Raw genomic sequence first — 15,889 nt, forward strand, 5'->3', positions numbered from 1 at the left:
TGGCTCGCGCGGCCCGGTGCCGTACGGCGTGGGGGTGCCTCGGGGCTCGGGATCAGGACGGGGTCCGGTCCGCGGTCCGGGATGTTCGGGGCCGGACCGGCCATGAGGGGTCCCACAGGAGTGCGCTGTCCCCGCGTCGGGGGTACGGGTGGCGCCGTCGAGCCGGGACACCGCGGATCCGGTGCCGGCGTCCCTCGGGGAGACGGTGGCGGAGTGCTCCACCGGGCATGGCTGGGGGCGGGGCGATAAGTACTGAACGCGGGGGGTGCCGCATGAGCGACTCCTTGCAGCTCAAACGCGCCGTGACGGACGCGTCGACTGATGGAACCGCTCCCACTGGTGCCATGAAGCTAGCGCCAAGTGACGGCAAAGAACAGGGGAGTCACCGACTTTCGCCCAACTCGGACCGTCGAATCTTTTCGACTCTTCACAAGCCTTGACCGCCCTGGACCCCGTCCCCACTATGGGAGCGCTCCCACTGGTTCAAGCCTTGACCTCTCCGAGTCGCAGGAGGAACCAGCACCATGCGCCCCCCACCCAGAAGACGCCGCGGCGTGCGGCGGCTGTGGACCGCCGCGGCGGCCGCTCTCGCGCTTCCGCTGACCATGCTGTCCTCAGGATCGACACCCGCTCAGGCTGCGGCTGTCCAGTGCAGCGTGGACTACCGGACCAATGACTGGGGTTCCGGTTTCACCGCGGATCTGACCCTCACCAACCGAGCCGCGGACGCCATCGACGGCTGGACCCTCACCTACGCCTACACGGGCAACCAGCAACTCGTGAACGGCTGGAACGGCAGCTGGAGCCAGTCCGGGAAGACCGTGACCGTACGGGACGCCGGGCACAACGCGCGGATCGCGGCCGGTGGCGCCGTCACCACCGGCGCGCAGTTCGCCTACAGCGGCGGCAACGCCGCACCCACGTCCTTCGCGATCAACGGCACCCCCTGCACCGGGGCCCACCAGCCGCCGATCACCGTGCTGACCAGCCCGGAGGCCGGCGCCGTCTACACCCGGGGCGAGCCGGTCCCGCTCGCGGCGACCGCCGCGGCGGCCGACAACGCCACCATCAGCAAGGTGGAGTTCTACGACGACACCCGGCTGCTGGGCACGGACACGAGCGCGCCCTTCACCCTTTCCGTCGCCGAATTGTCCGTGGGCAGTCATTCACTGACGGCGAAGGCGTACGACAGCCTGGGAGCCTCCGCGAGCTCCACCCCGGTCGGCATCACCGTCGCCTCGGGCCCCGCTGTGGTCGCCACTCCGTCCCAACTGGGCGTGCAGCAGGGCAAGTCGGGCACGTACGAGGTGAAGCTGTCCAAGCAGCCGAGCGCGAACACGACCGTCACGACGACCCGGGCGAGCGGCAACTCGGGCCTGTCGGTGTCCGCCGGCGGCTCGCTCACCTTCACCCCGTCGAACTGGAACACCGCGCAGCGGGTGACCATCGCCGCCGACGCCTCGGGCAGCGGCTCGGCCGTCTTCGAGTCCTCGGCACCCGGCCACGCCAAGGCGGCGGTCACGGTGACACAGCTGGGCGCGGCGAAGACGTACGACGCCCGCTTCCTGGAGCTGTACGGGAAGATCACCGACCCGGCCAGCGGCTACTTCTCCCCCGAGGGCATCCCGTACCACTCGGTGGAGACGCTGATCGTCGAGGCGCCGGACCACGGGCACGAGACCACCTCGGAGGCGTACAGCTATCTGATCTGGCTCCAGGCGATGTACGGCAAGGTGACCGGTGACTGGTCGAGGCTCAACGAGGCCTGGGACATCATGGAGCGGTACGCGATCCCGACCCACGCCGACCAGCCGACCAACGCCTTCTACAATCCCTCGAAGCCGGCCACGTACGCGCCGGAGCACGACACCCCGAACGAGTACCCGTCGCAGCTCGACTCGGGTGTCTCCGTCGGCCCCGACCCGATCGCGGCCGAGCTGAAGTCCGCCTACGGCACGGACGACGTCTACGGCATGCACTGGATCCAGGACGTCGACAACGTGTACGGCTACGGCAACTCGCCCGGCAAGTGCGAGGCGGGTCCGGCGGACACCGGGCCGTCGTACATCAACACCTTCCAGCGCGGACCGCAGGAGTCGGTGTGGGAGACCGTCCCGCAGCCCACCTGCGACGCCTTCAAGTACGGCGGCGCCAACGGCTATCTGGACCTGTTCACCAAGGACGCCTCGTACGCCAAGCAGTGGAAGTTCACCAACGCCCCGGACGCCGACGCACGGGTCGTGCAGGCCGCGTACTGGGCGGACCTGTGGGCCAAGGAGCAGGGCAAGGGCTCCCAGGTCTCCGCGGTCGTCGGCAAGGCCGCGAAGATGGGTGACTACCTGCGCTACGCCATGTACGACAAGTACTTCAAGAAGGTCGGCAACTGCACCCGTCCGTCCTGCCCGGCCGGTACCGGCAAGGACGCCTCGCACTACCTGCTGTCCTGGTACTACGCCTGGGGCGGTGCCACCGACACCTCGGCCGGCTGGGCCTGGCGCATCGGCTCCAGCCACGCGCACGGCGGCTACCAGAACCCCCTGGCGGCGTACGCGCTGAGCAACCACGCGCCGCTGAAGCCGAAGTCGGCGACGGGCGCGGACGACTGGGGCAAGTCGATGCAGCGGCAGCTGGAGTTCTACCGCTGGCTGCAGTCCGACGAGGGCGGCATCGCGGGCGGCGCGACCAACAGCTGGGCGGGCCGGTACACGTCCCCGCCGTCCGGCACGCCGACCTTCTACGGCATGCACTACGACGAGAAGCCGGTCTACCACGACCCGCCGTCCAACCAGTGGTTCGGCTTCCAGGCGTGGTCGATGGAGCGGGTCGCCGAGCTGTACCAGCAGACCGGCAACGCACTCGCCAAGTCGGTCCTCGACAAGTGGGTGGACTGGGCGCTGTCCGAGACCACCGTCAACCCCGACGGCTCGTTCCTGATGCCGTCCACGCTCCAGTGGTCGGGCAGGCCCGACACCTGGAACGCGTCCTCGCCCGGCGCCAACAGCGGGCTGCACGTCACCGTCGCCGACTACACCGACGACGTCGGGGTGGCCGCGGCCTACGCCAAGACGCTGACGTACTACGCCGACCGCTCCGGTGACACGGAGGCGGCGGACACGGCGAAGGCGCTGCTGGACGGCATGTGGGAGAACAACCAGGACGCACTCGGCATCGCCGTCGAGGAGACCCGCGCCGACTACCACCGCTTCGACGACCCGGTGTACGTCCCCAGCGGCTGGAGCGGCACCATGCCGAACGGCGACAGGATCGACTCGTCGTCGACCTTCGCGTCGATCCGGTCCTTCTACCAGGACGACCCGGCCTGGTCGAAGATCGAGTCCTACCTGGCGGGCGGAGCCGCGCCCACCTTCACGTACCACCGGTTCTGGGCCCAGGCCGACATCGCCCTGGCCATGGGCTCGTACGCGGAGCTCCTCGAATAGCCCCCGCCGGCGCTCCGTGTGCCGGCCCCGGCACCTGACGCCGGGGCCACGGCGGCCGGGCGGGTCCCCTCGCGCACGGGGGACCCGCCCGGCCCTCGCACGCCGCCCTCTCTCTTCCCGTGCCTCTTTCCCTGCCTCTCCCCCCACCCCGAGGAAGGACCTCACCGTGCGAAGAACCCGCGTCCTGACGGCCGTGCTCGCACTGGCGGCCGGCCTGCTCACGGGCGGCCCGCCCGCCCTGGCCGCCGACGCCCCGGAGCCGGCCACCACCCTCGCCGCCGACACCTACACCTGGAAGAACGCCCGCATCGACGGCGGCGGCTTCGTGCCGGGCATCGTCTTCAACCGCAGCGAGAAGAACCTGGCCTACGCCCGTACCGACATCGGCGGCGCCTACCGGTGGCAGGAGTCGACGAAGACCTGGACCCCGCTGCTGGACTCGGTCGGCTGGGACGACTGGGGCCACACGGGCGTGGCCAGCATCGCCTCCGACTCCGCCGACCCCGACCGGGTGTACGCGGCGGTCGGCACGTACACCAACGACTGGGACCCGGGGAACGGCGCGGTGCTGCGCTCCACCGACCGGGGCGCGAGCTGGCGGAAGGCCGACCTGCCGTTCAAGCTGGGCGGGAACATGCCGGGCCGGGGCATGGGGGAACGCCTGGCGGTCGACCCCCACCGCAACAGCGTGCTGTACCTGGGCGCGCCCAGCGGGAAGGGGCTGTGGCGGTCGACGGACTCGGGGGCGAGCTGGTCGCAGGTGACGGCCTTCCCCAACCCGGGCACCTACGTGCAGGATCCGGGCGACACCTCCGGATACGCCAGTGACAACCAGGGCATCGTCTGGGTCACCTTCGACGAGTCCACGGGCACGCCGGGAAGCGCGACCAGGACGATCTACGTCGGGGTGGCCGACAAGGAGAACGCCGTCTACCGTTCGACGGACGCGGGCGCGACCTGGCAGCGCCTCGCCGGCCAGCCGACGGGCCACCTGGCCCACAAGGGCGTCCTCGACGCCGAGAACGGTCACCTGTACCTGGCCTACAGCGACACCGGCGGCCCGTACGACGGCGGCAAGGGCCGCCTGTACCGGTACGCCACGGCGACCGGCGCCTGGACGGACATCAGCCCGGTGGCGGAGGCCGACACCTACTACGGCTTCAGCGGGCTGACGGTGGACCGGCAGCGGCCGGGCACGGTCATGGCGACGGCGTACAGCTCCTGGTGGCCGGACACCCAGATCTTCCGCTCCACGGACAGCGGTGCGACCTGGACGCAGGCATGGGAGTACACCTCGTACCCGAACCGGGAGAACCGCTACACCATGGACGTCTCGTCCGTGCCGTGGCTGACCTGGGACGCCCACCCCTCACCGCCCGAACAGAGCCCGAAACTGGGGTGGATGACCGAGGCGCTGGAGATCGACCCGTTCGACTCGGACCGCATGATGTACGGGACGGGCGCGACGGTCTACGGCACGGAGAACCTCACGGACTGGGACGACGACGCCACGTTCACCGTCACGCCCATGGTGCGCGGGCTGGAGGAGACGGCGGTCAACGACCTCGCCTCTCCTCCCTCGGGCGCCCCGCTGCTCAGCGGGCTCCTCGACATCGGCGGCTTCCGGCACACGGACCTGACGAAGGTGCCGTCGATGATGTTCACCCAGCCCGCCTTCACCGCCACCACCAGTCTGGACTTCGCCGAGGCCGGCCCGGACACGGTGGTCCGGGTGGGGAACCTGGACTCGGGCCCGCACATCGCGTTCTCGACCGACAACGGCGCCCACTGGTTCGCGGGCACGGACCCTTCGGGCGTCAGCGGCGGCGGTACGGTCGCGGCGGGCGCCGACGGCAGCCGCTTCGTGTGGAGCCCGCAGGGCGCCGGGGTGCACCACACCACCGGCTTCGGCACCTCGTGGTCGGCGTCGAGCGGCATCCCCGAGGGAGCGGTCGTCGAGTCCGACCGGGTGGACCCGAAGACGTTCTACGGCTTCACGTCCGGGAAGTTCTACGTCAGCAAGGACGGCGGCGCCACCTTCACCGCCTCCCCCGCGACCGGGCTGCCGAGCGGTGACAGCGTGCGGTTCAAGGCACTGCCGGGTGCGAAGGGCGACATCTGGCTGGCCGGCGGGGCGAGCGACGGTGCGTACGGGCTGTGGCACTCCACCGACGGCGGGCAGAGCTTCACCAGGCTGCCCGGTGTCGACGAGGCGGACACCGTCGGCTTCGGCAAGGCGGCCCCCGGCGCGTCGTACCAGACCGTCTTCACCAGCGCGAAGATCGACGGCGTGCGCGGCATCTTCCGCTCGACGGACCAGGGGCGGAGCTGGACCCGCATCAACGACGACGCCCACCAGTGGGGTTGGACGGGTGCGGCGATCACCGGCGACCCGCGGGTGTACGGCAGGGTGTACGTGGCGACCAACGGCCGCGGGATCGTGTACGGCGACACCTCGGACACCGGGGGCGGGGACGACGGCGGCTCAGGCACCGATCCCGGCCCGGATCCGGAGCCTGAGCCGACGGGTGCCTGCGTCGTGACCTACGAGATCACCAACCAGTGGCCCGACGGTTTCCAGGCCCAGGTCCGGGTGACCAACACCGGGTCGAAGACCTGGAACGGCTGGTCGCTGAGCTGGTCGTTCACGGACGGCCAGCGGGGCTCCCAGCTCTGGAACGGGGCCCACACACAGTCCGGTTCGGCGGTGACGGTGCGCAACACCGACTGGAACGGCACCGTCGCGGCGGGTTCGTCGGTCGGCTTCGGCTTCACGGCGAGCCGTTCGGCGGCGAACCCGGACCCGGCCGCCTTCCACCTGGACGGGCGGGCCTGCACGGTGACGTGATCCGGCGGGGAGGACGCCCACGGGGCACGTGCCGCGGACCGCTGCGAGCTGGTCGAGTTCAACGGCGAGAACAACCACGTCCACCTGCTCGTGAACTTCCCGCCGAAGGTCGCCCTGTCCAAGCTGGTCAACAGCCTCAAGGGCGTCAGTTCCCGCAGGCTCCGCCAGGAGTATCCAGAACTGGTCCAGCACTACTGGCGCGCACAGCGCCTGTGGTCCGGCTCCTACTTCGCCGGGTCGGCCGGCGGGGCTCCGCTGTCAATCGTGAAGCAGTACATCGAGCAGCAGAACCGGCCCGTCTGAGCCCAGGTCGACAGTGCGGACCCATGCGCACAGCGCGGGTCAGAGCACTCCTCAGAATCGCTTCACCACCGGGCTGAAGCCCGATGCACTGCGATTAGAGCCGGTAGCGGTCCCGGGACTCCCGCAGCAGCTTCTGGGTGTGCTGGGTGGTGGCGGCCCGCGCCACCATGTGGTCCAGCACCTCCAGATGCGCCGAGACCTCCTTGCGGGAGTCCAGGTACAGGGCGCCGGTCAGGTACTCGGTGACCACCATGTCCGGCAGCTCCGGCTCGGCGAAACGGAACAGCGAGAACGGCGCATACGTCCCCGGATGCGGGCCGTCGGCGAACTCGGCGACCTGGAGCGTGATCCGGTCCCGCTCGGACCACTCCAGCAGCTTGTCGAACTGATCGCGCATCACCCGGCCGTCCACGCTCACCGGCCGCCGCAGCACCGTCTCCTCGATGATCACCCACAGGTGGGGCGGGTCCGGCCGCTCCAGGAGCCGCTGCCGCTCCAGACGCAGCGACACATGCCGCTCGACCGCCTCCGGCCCCTGGTTCCCGATCGTCCCGGCCTCCAGGACGGCACGCGCGTAGTCCTCCGTCTGCAGCAGCCCCGGCACGAAGTGCGGCTCGTAGGACCGGATGATGCGGGCGGCGCCCTCGAGACTCACATACAGGCTGAACCAGTCGGGCAGCACGTCGTGGAACCGCTGCCACCAGCCCGGACGGTTCGCGTCCTCCGCGAGCCCGATGAACGTGGCCGCCTCGCTCTGCCGCACCCCGTAGGCCGTCAGCAGGATCTGGACGTACGGGATCTTCAGCGCGACCTCGGCCGTCTCCATCCGCCGTACGGTCGCGGGTGCCACCCGCAGGACCCGGGCGGCCTCCTCACGGCTGAGGCCCGCCGTCTCCCGCAGTTCCTGCAGCCGCCTGCCGAGCACCACCTGGCCCACGGTGGGTGCGGCCCGCCGTTCACTCACGCCACGTCTCCCCAACGCCCCCGGACACCGGTTCAGGCCCCCGGACATCGGTTCAGTCTGCCATGCCGGACCGACCCTCTCACGGGCCGCGGGCCGGCGCCCTCGTTCCCGGCGGTCCCGGTCCTCGGCCGGGAAGGCACCGTACGGGGGAGCCGCACCGCCTTGACCAGGGTCTCACCGCTCCTCCTGTGGCACGCTGGGACAGAGCCCCGCCACCGCAGGAACCGGCCCGCAGGAGACCGAAGAGGAGCGCGCCCATGTCCGACGAACCGCTGTCGCCGCAGGAGATCGAGGAGCGGCTGGCCGACCTGCCGGGCTGGGCGCTCGACGGCGGCCGCCTCACCCGCTCCTACCGGCTCGGCTCCCACTTCGCGGCGACGGCGATGGTCGTCCACGTCGCCCGGGTACAGGAGGAGCTGAACCACCACTCCGACCTCACCCTCGGCTACAACACCGTGTCCCTCGCCGTCCAGACGCACAGCGCGGGCGGCGCCGTCACCGAGAAGGACCTCGAACTGGCGTGCAGAGTACGGGACTTGGCAACCGGTCACGATGCACACTGAGGTGTGTGCTCGACTACGACGAGGAAGCGGAGCGGTACGACGCCTCACGCGGCGGTGAGCCCCGGGCCGCCGCGGCCGCGGCGGCGGTACTGGACCTGATACCGGCCGACGCGCGGGATCTGCTGGACACGGCCTGCGGCACCGGCATCGTGACCCGGCGCATCCCCGCCGCCCGGGACGGCCTGCGCGTGACCGGTGTCGACCTCGCGCCGGCGATGGCCCGGAGGGCGGCGGCCCGGCTGCCCGGTGCCGTGGTCCGCGCCGACGGCCGCCGACTGCCGTTCGGCGACGCCCGGTTCGACGCCGTGGTCAGCGTGTGGCTGCTGCACCTGCTGTCCGGCCCGAAGGACGTACGGGCCATCGTCGGCGAGTGCGCCAGGGTCCTGCGGCCCGGCGGGGTCTACGTCACCACCGTCGACAAGGGCGCCTCGCACAACGTGGGCAGCGACATCGACGCCGTCCTCGCCGCCCGCCCGCGCAGCCCGGTGCACGACGCCGCCGCACACGTGACGGCCCACGCCGCCGAACACGGCCTGGTCCCGGCCGGACAGGGCGTGTTCCGGGGCCACGGCCAGGGCCGCAGTCCCCGCCGTACCATCGCCGACCTGCGCCGCGGCTGGTTCGTCACCCTGCCTCCCGGCGATCCGCGCGCCGACGGCTTCGCCGCCGCCCTCGCCGCCCTCCCGGGCCAGGACCGCCCCCGCCCGGACCCGGTCTTCCGGCTACGGGCGTACCGGAAGCCGCCGGTGCCCGGGAACGGGTGAACTCCCGTGCGGGGGGGCGGCGACCCGGGCGGGGCCGGTGGTGACTGAGGGGCGAAACCCCTTCGTCCTTTCTGGAGGTCCGTCTCGTGCAGCATCCCCACAGGCAACGCGGACGCCGGTTCGCCCTCCCCGCGGTCCTCACCGCCGCGGCCCTCGCCGCGGCCGGGCTCACCGGCCTCGGCACCGGCACCGCCGAGGCCGCCACTGCACGGCAGGTCAAGAGACTCGACCGGGGTGTCGTCAGCGTGTACAACGGCAGCGGAAACCTGGTCAGCCGGCGCCGGCCCGGCACCGTCCCGGACAACGTCTCCTTCACCGTCCACCGGGCCGGTACGAAGGTCAACTCCAGCCCGGTCACCGGCTCCACCACCTTCTTCCACTCCGGCGCCCCCTCCCACGCCGACTAACACCGTCCGCGCCGTCGCGAACGGCGTCGAGCAGGGCGACTCTGTGCACGCCGTCCAGTTCCGCGGCGGCTACCGGCTCTAATCGCAGTGCATCGGGCTTCAGCCCGGTGGTGAAGCGATTCTGAGGAGTGCTCTGACCCGCGCTGTGCGCATGGGTCCGCACTGTCGACCTGGGCTCAGACGGGCCGGTTCTGCTGCTCGATGTACTGCTTCACGATTGACAGCGGAGCCCCGCCGGCCGACCCGGCGAAGTAGGAGCCGGACCACAGGCGCTGTGCGCGCCAGTAGTGCTGGACCAGTTCTGGATACTCCTGGCGGAGCCTGCGGGAACTGACGCCCTTGAGGCTGTTGACCAGCTTGGACAGGGCGACTTTCGGCGGGAAGTTCACGAGCAGGTGGACCTGGTTGTTCTCGCCGTTGAACTCGACCAGCTCGCATTCGAAGTCCTCGCAGACGGCCCGCATGATCTCCTCCATGCGCGTCAGGTGGGCGTCCTTGAAAACCTTGTGCCGGTACTTCGTCACGAAAACCAAGTGCACGTGAAGGACGAAAGTACAGTGTCTACCAGTACGGATGTTCTGATACACGGTCATAACCCAACTTTAGTAGGGTGATCGGCATGCAGCTTCGGTACAGCTTCCGCCTGTACCCGAACGGTCCTCAGCGCTCAGCGCTGGCCAGGGCGTTCGGGTGTGCGCGGGTGGTCTACAACGATGCGCTCCGCGCCCGTGAGACCGCCCGCGCCGCAGGCGAGGCGTTCTTGAAGACGGGGGACCTGTCCAAGCTGCTGATCACCGAAGCCAAACTCACCGAAGAACGCGCGTGGCTCGGTGAGGTCTCCGCCGTCGTGCTCCAGCAGGCCCTGCGGGACCTGGACACCGCGTACCGGAACTTCTTCGACAGCCTCAGGGGCAAGCGCCCGCGTATGGGCGCGCCCCGCTTGAAGAGCCGCAGGGACAACCGGCAGGCTGTACGTTTCACTGCGAACGCCCGTTGGAAGATCACCACCGGCGGGGACCTGTCCTTGCCGAAGGTCGGGGACGTGCGGGTGAAGTGGTCCCGCAGTCTTCCCTCGGTCCCCTCCACGGTGACCGTGGTCAAGGACGCGGCCGGAAGGTACTTCGCGAGCTTCGTTGTGGAGACCGGGCCCGTCACGTCGGCCGAGAGCGATCAGGCCGTCGGCATCGACCTGGGGCTGGGGCACTTCGCCGTCCTGTCCGACGGCACGAAGATCGAAGCTCCTCGCTTCCTGCGCCGGGCCGAGAAGAAGCTCAAGCGCGCACAGCGGGCCCTCAGCCGCAAGGCGAAGGGCTCGAACAACCGGGACAAGGCCCGCATCAAGGTCGCCCGCGCTCACGCGCAGGTCGCCGACGCACGGCGCGAGTTCCACCACCAGCTCTCCACCCGGCTGATCCGCGAGAACCAAGCGGTCGCGGTGGAGGACCTGGCGGTGAAGGGACTCGCCCGTACACGCTTGGCCAAGTCCGTGCACGACGCCGGATGGTCCGCGTTCGTGACGATGCTGGAGTACAAGGCCGCGAAGTTCGGCCGCGGCTTCCACCGCATCGGACGGTTCGAGCCGACCTCCCAGGTCTGCTCGCAGTGCGGCGTCAAGGATGGCCCCAAGCCCCTCCATGTCCGCGTATGGGAATGCGGAGCTTGCGGGACCGTTCTGGATCGGGACATCAACGCGGCGGTCAACGTCGCCATGGCCGCCGGACTGGCGGTGTCAGCCTGTCGAGCGCAGATAAGACCGGTACTCGTGCCGGCACAGCGCGTTGAAGCAGGAACCCACCGAGACGGTCAGGCGACCGTGGTAGGAATCCCCGGCCCCTAGGCCGGGGAGCGGAAGTCAATGAGTACCGCCGCGCCCCTCCTTCCCGCGGTCCCCGTCACCTCCGCCGTTCTCGTCGTCGACGATCTCCGCGTCGACGACGCCCTCCTCCTCCTGCGGTGAGGTGTGCTGCCCGGCGTCACCGGTGGACGCCTGCTCCGCCTGGGCGTACATCGCCTGGCCCATCTTCTGGCTGACCGCGGCGAGCTTCTCGACGCCGGCGCGCAGGGCGGCCGTGTCGGCGGACTGCTCCAGCAGGGGCTTGAGCTCCGCGACGGCGGCCTCGACCTCGGACCTGGTCTCCGCGGGGATCCGGTCGCCGTTGTCCCGGATGAACTTCTCGGTCTGGTAGACGAGTTGCTCGGCCTGGTTACGGGTCTCGGCGGCCTCGCGGCGCTTGCGGTCCTCGTCGGCGTACTGCTCGGCCTCGCGCATCATGCGGTCGATGTCGTCCTTGGGCAGCGCCGAGCCGCCGGTGACGGTCATCTTCTGCTCCCGGCCGGTGGCCATGTCCTTGGCGGAGACGTGCATGATGCCGTTGGCGTCGATGTCGAAGGCCACCTCGATCTGCGGGACGCCGCGCGGCGCCGGGGGCAGACCGGTCAGGTCGAAGACGCCGAGCTTCTTGTTGTACGCCGCGATCTCGCGTTCGCCCTGGTAGACCTGGATGCCGACCGAGGGCTGGTTGTCCTCGGCCGTGGTGAAGGTCTCCGAACGCCGGGTCGGGATCGTGGTGTTGCGCTCGATCAGCTTGGTCATGATGCCGCCCTTGGTCTCGATGCCGAGGGACAGCGGGGTGACGTCGAGCAGCAGCACGTCCTTCACGTCGCCGCGGATGACGCCCGCCTGGAGGGCCGCTCCGACGGCGACCACCTCGTCCGGGTTGACGCCCTTGTGCGGGTCCTTGCCGGTGAGTTCGCGGACCAGGTCGGTCACGGCGGGCATCCGGGTGGAGCCGCCGACGAGGATGACGTGGTCGACCGCGGAGAGCTTGACGCCTGCGTCCTTGACGGCCTGGTGGAAGGGCGTCTTGCAGCGCTCCAGCAGGTCGGCGGTGAGTTCCTGGAACTGGGCCCGGGTGAGTTTCTCGTCCAGGTGCAGCGGACCCTCGGCGGAGGCCGTGATGTAGGGCAGGTTGACGGTGGTCTCGGAGGAGGAGGACAGCTCGATCTTGGCCTTCTCGGCGGCCTCCCGCAGCCGTTGCACGGCCATCTTGTCCTTCGCCAGGTCGACGCCGTACTGGTTCTTGAAGCGCTGGGCGAAATGGTCGAGGAGTCGCTGGTCCCAGTCGTCGCCGCCGAGGTGGGTGTCGCCGTTGGTGGCCTTCACCTCGATGACTCCGTCGCCCATCTCCAGGAGCGACACGTCGAAGGTGCCGCCTCCCAGGTCGAAGACGAGGACGGTCTGCTCGCTCTCCTTGTCCAGGCCGTACGCGAGGGCCGCCGCCGTGGGCTCGTTGATGATCCGCAGGACCTTCAGCCCGGCGACCTCCCCGGCCTCCTTGGTGGCCTGCCGCTGGGCGTCGTCGAAGTACGCCGGGACGGTGATCACGGCGTCCGTGATGTCCTCGCCCAGGTAGGCCTCCGCGTCCCGCTTCAGCTTCTGCAGCACCCGGGCGGACAGCTCCTGCGCCCGGTAGCGGGTGCCGTCCACGGAGCCCTGCTCGGGGAAGTGCCACTGGCCGTCGCCCATGTGCCGCTTGACCGAGCGGGCGGTGCGGTCGACGTTCGTCACGGCCTGTCGTTTGGCGACCTCGCCGACGAGCACCTCGCCGTTCTTGGCGAAGGCCACCACCGAGGGGGTGGTGCGCGCGCCCTCCGCGTTGGCGACGACGGTCGGCTCACCGCCCTCCAGCACGGCCACCACCGAGTTCGTGGTTCCCAGGTCGATTCCGACCGCACGTCCCATCGTTGTCCCCTTCCGCCAGGGCACACCTCTTCGGACCTCAAGGTATCCAGCACAAAACTTGAGCGGGCTGTTGTCAATAGTTTATGCGGGCTGTTTGTCAACCGCTCGTTCGGACGGCCACACGGCGCAGGCCGCCCCGGCGGGGGCGGCCTGCGGGTGTACTGCGGTGTGCTGCGGGGCGTGGAGACGACGGGTCAGGAGAGCTTCGCCGTCAGCGTGATCTCGGTGCCCTTCAGCGCCTGGCTGACCGGGCAGTTGACCTTGGCGTCCTCGGCCGCGGACTGGAAGGCGGCCTCGTCCAGGCCGGGGACGGTGGCCTCGACGGTGAGGTGGATCCCGGTGATGCCCTCGCCGGGCACGAAGGTGACGTCGGCGGAGGTCACCAGGCGGGTCGGCGGGTTACCGGCCTTGTCGAGGATGTTGGAGAAGGCCATCGAGTAGCAGCTGGAGTGCGCGGCGGCGATCAGCTCCTCGGGGCTGGTCTTTCCGTTCGCCTCCTCCGCGCGCGACGCCCAGGTGACCGGCTGCTCACCGATGCTGCCGGAGGAGTCGAAGGTGACGACCCCGCTGCCCTTGAAGAGGTTGCCTTCCCAAACGGTGTGTGCGGAGCGCGTGGCTGCCATGACGCATCCTTTCGAAATGTCCGGCCGTGTGTCCGGTCCGTACTCTGTCCGGGGCCGCCCGGGTCACCGGGATTCCCGACCCCATCCGATCACACTACGGCCCGGCTCACCCGCAGGACCGGCTCCCCGGCCGGAAGGCCGGCCCGCCCGGGGTCAGGCCGCGCGCTCCTGGCCGGGGTAGGTCGGACGGGCGAAGTCGCCGGACTCGGCCAGCCAGCGGCGCAGTACCCGGTGGACGTGTTCGGCACCGACGGGTCCGGCTGCGCCGGCGACCGCGGGGGACAGCGCGACCGGGGACAGCAGGAAGGGACGGGACTGGGCGCCGCCGAGGCCTCCGTGGGAGCCGATCTGCTCCTCGAAGGCGTGGACCTCGCCGGTGGCGGGGTCGTGGAAGGAGTTGACCATGATGTCGGCGGTGTGCGGGAAGGAGTGGGTGCGGCGCACGGCGTCGGCGGCGTACGGCCCGAACGCGGCCAGGGGCCCGGGAGCGTCGTCGAGTGCGTCCAGGGGGATCTCCACGCCGTGCGCGCCGAGGACGACACCGCCGTGCCGTTCGCTGCGCACCAGCAGGAAGCCGATGCCGGGGTGGTTGGCGAGGGTCGGCAGCAGTGCCGGATGGCGGGCGTCGATCTCCTCCTTGGTCATCCGGTGCGGCACGTCCGGGAAGGAGACCAGGCCGAGGTTGCCGGAGGCCAGCACGACGGGCTCGGAGCCGCGCGGGGGACGGTACTGCTCGGCGCCCTCCTCGACCGGCCGGTGCAGTGCCGCCCGGACCGCCGCGCGGGCCTCGGCGCCGCTGTGGGTGCGCCGCGCGCGGCGCGGCACGGGCAGCCCGCACCCGGCCCGGACCAGGTCGCCGAGGGTGAGTCCGTAGCGGGCGCGGAAGGTCTCGCCGGGGCTCTGGCCGTGGTCGGAGAGGACGACGATCCGGTACGGGCGGGGGGCGTGCTCGGCGACGTGCTCGATCAGGGCGAGGGAGCGGTCGAGGCGTTTCAGGACCTTCTCGGCGTCCCGGCTCGCGGGGCCGGAGTGGTGGGCCACCTCGTCGTAGGCGACCAGGTCGGCGTAGACGGAGGTGCGGCCGGCCAGCAGGTCGCCCATGACGGCGGCGACGACCACGTCCCGCTGGACGACGGTCGCGAAGGCCCGCACGAACGGGTAGAGCCCGCCGCGGGACACGCGCGGGAACTGCTCGGTCCACCGGGCCCGGGTGGACTGGGCTATCTCGCGGACCACCTCGGCACCGAAGGACAGGGCGGTGCGCACGGCGTTGGCCGGGTCGGAGAAGTAGGCGAAGTAGCCCGAGCGGGAACGGTTCTCCCGGGTGCGGCGGCGTGCGGTGATGGACAGCACCAGGGCCTGTTCGCCGGCGCCGCCGCTGAACAGGTTGCCGCGGCTGGCGCCGTCGTCGGCCAGCAGCCCGGCGTGGCCGGTGTGGCGGGCGGCCCGCCGCTGCAGCTCCACGGCGCTGGTGGGCCGGTTGCAGACCATCACCTCCCGGCGGTCCTTCTCGTACCAGCGGAAGGCGGGGACGTCGTGGTTGCTGCCGTGCAGGATGCCGAGCTGGCTGGCGCCGGTCTGGCTGGACCAGTCGGTGTGCCAGGAGGTGAGGCGGTGGGAGGGGGGACGGGTCTCGCCGGCGCCGAGCCAGCGGGCGACGGTCGGCATCAGGCCCCGGTCGACCGCGTGCAGCAGGACGTCGTGGCCGACGCCGTCCAGTTGCAGGAAGACGGTGCCGTGGGTGGCCGGGACGGGCGGTGCGGAGCCGCGGCGGCGGTAGGCGAGCCGGTAGAGGCGGCGGCGGTAGGCGTCGTCGTCGCGCACCGCGAGGGCGCCTCCGGTGGCGGAGGCGACGGCGGACATCACGGCGGCGACCACGACCGCGGTCTCCCACGCGGCGGTCCCGCTTTCGATCGGGTTGAGCCGCAGTGCCAGCAGCAGCAGTGCGCCGTTGAGGAAGAACACCAGCAGGCCGAGGACGAGGGCCGGTACCAGCAGCAGCAGCCGCACCAGCAGCGGCCACACCAGAGCCGACAGCAGACCGAAGGCACCGGCACCGAGCCCGGCGGTGACCGCGATGTCGGTGGCGCTGTCACCGTCGGCGGAGCGCAGCCGGAAGTCGGGGAGGAGGCCGGCGAGCACCAGCATGGTGAGGGTGGCGACCGCCCACACGGTGACGCTCCGCCCGATCTGACTGGCGATCCGTCGCCACCGCACGCCACCCACGCCCAGTCC

Annotated in this window: 10 protein-coding genes and 2 pseudogenes; 7 read left to right on the plus strand and 5 right to left on the minus strand. The window is 70.8% G+C overall.

Annotation, left to right across the window (positions count from 1 at the left end; genetic code table 11):
• The first annotated feature begins 524 nt into the window (after positions 1 to 524).
• The 3 genes and pseudogenes from ACTWJ9_RS03610 to tnpA (ACTWJ9_RS03620) all read left to right on the plus strand — a co-directional run.
• A complete protein-coding gene (locus ACTWJ9_RS03610) occupies positions 525 to 3,440 on the plus strand; it encodes a glycoside hydrolase family 48 protein (RefSeq protein WP_443295189.1) in 2,916 nt (971 codons plus the stop codon).
• Positions 3,441 to 3,606: 166 nt separating this feature from the next.
• Positions 3,607 to 6,288 (plus strand): cellulose binding domain-containing protein, encoded by a 2,682-nt coding sequence (locus ACTWJ9_RS03615; protein ID WP_443295190.1) that lies wholly within the window; start codon positions 3,607 to 3,609, stop codon positions 6,286 to 6,288.
• 45 nt (positions 6,289 to 6,333) lie between these two features.
• Positions 6,334 to 6,591, plus strand: a pseudogene (tnpA, locus tag ACTWJ9_RS03620) (IS200/IS605 family transposase); the annotation flags it as partial.
• Positions 6,592 to 6,685: 94 nt separating this feature from the next.
• On the opposite strand, the gene ACTWJ9_RS03625 reads toward tnpA (ACTWJ9_RS03620), so the two are convergent.
• Positions 6,686 to 7,555, minus strand: coding sequence for a helix-turn-helix domain-containing protein (locus ACTWJ9_RS03625; RefSeq protein WP_279332576.1), 870 nt, complete (start codon positions 7,553 to 7,555; stop codon positions 6,686 to 6,688).
• Between the two features lie 257 nt (positions 7,556 to 7,812).
• On the opposite strand from ACTWJ9_RS03625, the gene ACTWJ9_RS03630 reads away from it, so the two are divergent.
• From ACTWJ9_RS03630 to ACTWJ9_RS03640, 3 genes and pseudogenes are all read left to right on the plus strand, one after another.
• On the plus strand, positions 7,813 to 8,118 hold the full coding sequence (locus ACTWJ9_RS03630; protein ID WP_279332577.1) for a 4a-hydroxytetrahydrobiopterin dehydratase: 306 nt from the start codon (positions 7,813 to 7,815) through the stop codon (positions 8,116 to 8,118).
• A 5-nt stretch (positions 8,119 to 8,123) separates the two neighbouring features.
• Positions 8,124 to 8,882, plus strand: a complete 759-nt coding sequence (locus ACTWJ9_RS03635) for a class I SAM-dependent methyltransferase (RefSeq protein WP_388705067.1) — start codon at positions 8,124 to 8,126, stop codon at positions 8,880 to 8,882.
• An 86-nt stretch (positions 8,883 to 8,968) separates the two neighbouring features.
• Positions 8,969 to 9,365, plus strand: a pseudogene (locus ACTWJ9_RS03640) (rhamnogalacturonan lyase); the annotation flags it as partial.
• Between the two features lie 100 nt (positions 9,366 to 9,465).
• Here ACTWJ9_RS03640 and tnpA (ACTWJ9_RS03645) read toward each other — a convergent pair.
• Positions 9,466 to 9,882, minus strand: coding sequence for an IS200/IS605 family transposase (gene tnpA / locus ACTWJ9_RS03645; RefSeq protein ID WP_387035643.1), 417 nt, complete (start codon positions 9,880 to 9,882; stop codon positions 9,466 to 9,468).
• A 26-nt stretch (positions 9,883 to 9,908) separates the two neighbouring features.
• Here tnpA (ACTWJ9_RS03645) and ACTWJ9_RS03650 point away from each other — a divergent pair, with 26 nt between their 5' ends.
• A complete protein-coding gene (locus tag ACTWJ9_RS03650) occupies positions 9,909 to 11,126 on the plus strand; it encodes an RNA-guided endonuclease InsQ/TnpB family protein (RefSeq protein ID WP_279332580.1) in 1,218 nt (405 codons plus the stop codon).
• 15 nt (positions 11,127 to 11,141) lie between these two features.
• Here ACTWJ9_RS03650 and dnaK read toward each other — a convergent pair whose 3' ends face one another.
• The 3 genes from dnaK to ACTWJ9_RS03665 form a co-directional block, all read right to left on the minus strand.
• The gene (gene dnaK, locus ACTWJ9_RS03655; RefSeq protein ID WP_279332582.1) at positions 11,142 to 13,031 is read right to left on the minus strand and encodes a molecular chaperone DnaK; all 1,890 of its coding nucleotides are present in this window, start codon (positions 13,029 to 13,031) and stop codon (positions 11,142 to 11,144) included.
• Between the two features lie 194 nt (positions 13,032 to 13,225).
• Complete coding sequence (locus ACTWJ9_RS03660) at positions 13,226 to 13,654, minus strand: OsmC family protein (protein WP_279332583.1); 429 nt, start codon at positions 13,652 to 13,654, stop codon at positions 13,226 to 13,228.
• Positions 13,655 to 13,807: 153 nt separating this feature from the next.
• Positions 13,808 to 15,880 (minus strand): phage holin family protein, encoded by a 2,073-nt coding sequence (locus ACTWJ9_RS03665; RefSeq protein ID WP_279332584.1) that lies wholly within the window; start codon positions 15,878 to 15,880, stop codon positions 13,808 to 13,810.
• Positions 15,881 to 15,889: the final 9 nt, after the last annotated feature.

Origin of the sequence: Streptomyces sp. GDS52 (assembly GCF_052246875.1) — a bacterium.
GTDB lineage: Bacteria > Actinomycetota > Actinomycetes > Streptomycetales > Streptomycetaceae > Streptomyces > Streptomyces cathayae.

Bases quoted from the DNA above. Each gene is read 5' to 3' on its own strand.
- ACTWJ9_RS03610 (WP_443295189.1), top strand. From the start codon at position 525: ATGCGCCCCCCACCCAGAAGACGCCGCGGCGTGCGGCGGCTGTGGACC.
- ACTWJ9_RS03630 (WP_279332577.1), top strand. From the start codon at position 7,813: ATGTCCGACGAACCGCTGTCGCCGCAGGAGATCGAGGAGCGGCTGGCC.
- tnpA (WP_387035643.1), bottom strand. From the start codon at position 9,882: ATGACCGTGTATCAGAACATCCGTACTGGTAGACACTGTACTTTCGTC.
- ACTWJ9_RS03650 (WP_279332580.1), top strand. From the start codon at position 9,909: ATGCAGCTTCGGTACAGCTTCCGCCTGTACCCGAACGGTCCTCAGCGC.
- dnaK (WP_279332582.1), bottom strand. From the start codon at position 13,031: ATGGGACGTGCGGTCGGAATCGACCTGGGAACCACGAACTCGGTGGTG.
- ACTWJ9_RS03660 (WP_279332583.1), bottom strand. From the start codon at position 13,654: ATGGCAGCCACGCGCTCCGCACACACCGTTTGGGAAGGCAACCTCTTC.